The sequence below is a fragment of the uncultured Leptotrichia sp. genome (assembly GCF_938036635.1).
Classification (GTDB): domain Bacteria; phylum Fusobacteriota; class Fusobacteriia; order Fusobacteriales; family Leptotrichiaceae; genus Leptotrichia; species Leptotrichia hongkongensis.
On sequence record NZ_CALHQO010000231.1, the window covers coordinates 1 to 3,786 of the forward strand.

The window sequence follows — 3,786 nt, forward strand, 5'->3', positions numbered from 1 at the left end:
ACTAAAAATTATATAAATTTAGGGTTTGAGTAAAATAGTCATAACTTTTGAGTTTAGTTTTAAAGTAGTTTTACTATATATCTAAAATTCATCAACAATCTTCACTCCTCTCTCCCTCAGTTCTCCAGCATACTCCTGTGCCGTCCTGTAATCTGTAATAATCACAAGCTGATTCCCGCTCTGAATCAATGTATCTCCTCGTGCTATACTATCCTTCCCAGCTTTACGCACACTCACGATTAACAGATTTTCTGGTAATTTAAGCTCTTTTACCAACTTATTGTCAAATTCAGAATTTGCTCCTACAGGAATTAAAAGTGTTACTATCTTGTCTTTTACATTTTTCCCATCTGGCTTTACACCAATTTCGATTTTTTTATTTTTCCACCATTTTTCCAATATTTCCAATCTTTTAGCACGTTTCTGTATTCTTCTCTTTTCCTTGTCTTCTTCTAAAATTTGCTTATGAAACATATTAAAATAAAGTCTTTCATAAATTGGCTCCATTTTAAGCAATTCTGTAAAAATATAAGTTATTGTGCAGACAATTATTAGCATATAAAGATATGAAAAGTTACCTGTCATTTCCAAAATTAATGTAATTCCAGTTATTGGAGCTCTGACAACTGCTGTAAAATATGCAGCCATTCCAAGCAGCATAAAATGTACAATTATTTCATTTGGAACTGAAAAATAATTATTTAATATCTCACCATAAACTTTTCCTATCAAAGCTCCTACTACAAGCATTGGCAGGAAAATTCCTCCTGGTGCTCCTGTTGCATAACAAAACATTGTATAAAAGAATTTGAGAAGTAAAATTATAATGATTGTTTTTAACATTACATTTTTTCCAAACATTTCCTCTATAAGTTCATGTCCTCCTCCTGTAATATCCCTAAAAAATACTGCTACAATATACGCCATTATCATAAATATCGATATTTTTATATATTTATTCAATTTCAGATTTCTATAATGTTTTTGAGTTAAAAGCAGAAAATAGCTAAATGCTTTTCCAGTAATTGTAATTATAACGCAAAAAACAACTGTTATAATCGCAAATATATAATATGGTATACCTTCTGGAAGCACAAAATTGTATTGAAAAGAAGTTTGTGAGCCTAAAATCATTCTTGAAACATAATTTGAAGTTCCACTTGCTACAAGAGTACAGATTAATAATAATGGAGAAAAAAATTTGTGAAGTTCCTCAAGAGAAAAAATCACTCCTGCAAGTGGTGCATTAAATGTTGAGGAAATTCCAGCACTTGCTCCACATGTTACCAAATACTTTTCTTCCACTTCAGAGCGTTTCGTAAGTTCCTTCACCCCAGAACCAACCAAAGATCCCAAATGCACTGAAGGCCCTTCACGACCCATAGACATTCCTGCCCCTATTGCTAATATTCCTCCTACAAATTTTGTAATAAGTTCCCCAAACCATCTAAACTTTACCTTTTTAGTAAGCAGTCCACTAACTTGCGGAATTCCACTTCCACTAATTAACGGATATTTGGTAAGCATAAATTGTATGGCTAATCCCATAATAATAAAGATTGCTATTCCAATAGCTATTTTATAAAATTCTAGATTTGTTGTAAAAAATTCTCTAAAAATCGACATCTTTTTTAATATTAATGTATATGTCCCCACGATAATTCCAGAAAAAATTCCCACTAGAAAACACAGGAATATTAGTATTACATTATTTCTCCTTGACTTTAGCGAATTTATATCTCTTAGCTCATGTAAAACATCTTTTGCCATTTTATTTCCTTCTTCCTTTTTTATTTTCCACAAAAATATTTTTCCATATTATAATAAAATATCTTTCCTGTATTATTAATCAAAAATCCTGAAATATCCATCTCTTTAGATAGTTTTTCCATAATTTCATAAAATTTTTCTGGTGTCTGATTATATAGTCCTGTCGAAATAATATCTCCAAAAAAAGCACTTTTTGTAATTACTCCAACTTGTTTATTTTGAGATGGAAAGCCAGTTTTAGGACTTATAATGTGTCCGTATTTTTCGTTATTTATCAAAAGATATGTATTTTTCTGATTAGATGTGGAATAACTTGTATCTTTTATCTTTATTTCAAATAAATCATTCTCCTTACGTTCTTCATTACATTCATACTTTGTTATTCTTACAGGCATTCCATTTACATTTCTTAATATTTCCTTCTCATCTTCAGGATTTTCAGCAATAATTCCCCATTCATCAATAGCAATGATACTGCTCCCGCCAGCATTTACAATTGCGTCCTTTATCCCAATTTTTTTCATTTCCTGAACCATTTTTTCTATTGCATAAGCCTTTATAAATGATCCTGTTATAATTTCCTGATTTTTTTCAATTTTTACCTGCTTTTTCTTTTTATCAATAATTATCTTTTTATAATCTACAAGCCTTTTTGCTTTTTTTATTTTATCAAAAGACGGCAAAATGGGGGTTCGTTTATAAAAACCCCACAGTCTTATAAGAGGCATTATTGTAATGTCATACTCTCCACCAATAATTTTTGATAAATGAATAACTTTGCTCAAAATTTTGATAGTTTCATCGTTTACTTTTACAAAATGCCCATTATTTTTATTTATTTTATCAATATACGAATTTTCAGCATAAGAATTATACTTTTCATTCACATCTTCTAAAATTCCAAATAACCTGTCAAAAACAGAATCATCATAGCTTTCAGGTATTTTAATTTTTATATCCGAATGAAATAAAAAACGTACTTGAACCTTATACATCATGTTTTCACCTAATTTCCACCTGATGAAGTTGCTTTTTCACTTGATTTGCTTTCTTTCTTAGTTTTAGTCTCTTCTTTATTTTTTGTATTAAGCTTGTATTGGCTTTCTACATTTTTATTTGTTTTTAGACTATTATCCTCCGTTAATTTTTTATTATTTTTTGAATTTTTATTTTTTATATCTTGAGATAAATTTTCAGTTTTACCTTTGCTGATATTTTTCTCTCTGTCCTTTGTTTCTAAATTTTTATCAGATTTATTGTTTTTGGTATCATCTGTATTATTTTGAACTGTAGTTTTAGCTGGCTGAGGCTGCGGTACTGATTTTATTTCAGCCATAACTTCTGTATTCTGAACCTTTTGCGTTGGACCATTTCCCGCAGATGAAGTTGCTTTTTCACTGCTTTTACCTTCTTTATCCGCTTTACCTGATGAAGAAGACGCTTTCTCACTAGATTTACCTTCTACAACTGTTTTTTGCTTACTATTTTTTACAAATTGCTTATAATTTCCAAAAGCAATTAAAGAAATTGCACCTAAAAATAGCGTTATTTTTTTCTTATTATTCATAAATACTCCTTATTTTAATTATTTCCTTCACTTGATAAAATTTCAATCATACAACACACTAAACTTAATATTCTCTTCGGAATTTCCTTTAGTTTTAACAGTTTTAAATCCTGACTTTCCAACGTTTTTTCATATTGAACCACTGGACTTCCTTTAAAGAATACTACTTTTTCAATTTTTAATTTTTTTGTATATTCTCCTGAAAAAAATGAATTTGTTAAAATGACAGCTGTTATGTCTGTGTTTTTATCAACGTAATGAATTCCATATCCTTTTCCATCATTTCCATAATTTATCTCAAAATCAAGTTTTGGACTTTCTTTCCGTAATGTCTTTACTAAAAACTCTTTTTCATTATAATCTAAAATTTCTATTTTTTCCTGATTTTCTCCTGTGAGTTTGTAAAATGGAATATTTATTTGATTTATTGGCTGTGGTATTTTTTTATT

General features: G+C 29.1%; 3 protein-coding genes and 1 pseudogene. All 4 read right to left on the reverse strand.

Features of this window, described 5'->3' with window-relative positions; genetic code table 11:
- Positions 1 to 81 precede the first annotated feature (81 nt).
- Positions 82 to 1,803: a ClC family H(+)/Cl(-) exchange transporter gene (locus Q0370_RS04450; RefSeq protein ID WP_299572661.1), complete on the reverse strand. Its 1,722-nt coding sequence runs from the start codon at positions 1,801 to 1,803 to the stop codon at positions 82 to 84.
- Entirely contained in the window at positions 1,791 to 2,768 is a 978-nt protein-coding gene (locus Q0370_RS04455; protein ID WP_299572664.1) for an FAD:protein FMN transferase, read from the reverse strand. Before Q0370_RS04455 ends, Q0370_RS04450 begins: the two co-directional genes overlap by 13 nt.
- An 8-nt stretch (positions 2,769 to 2,776) precedes the next feature.
- Entirely contained in the window at positions 2,777 to 3,337 is a 561-nt protein-coding gene (locus Q0370_RS04460; RefSeq protein WP_299572666.1) for a hypothetical protein, read from the reverse strand.
- 14 nt (positions 3,338 to 3,351) lie between these two features.
- Positions 3,352 to 3,786: pseudogene (locus tag Q0370_RS04465) on the reverse strand (DUF4132 domain-containing protein); the annotation flags it as partial.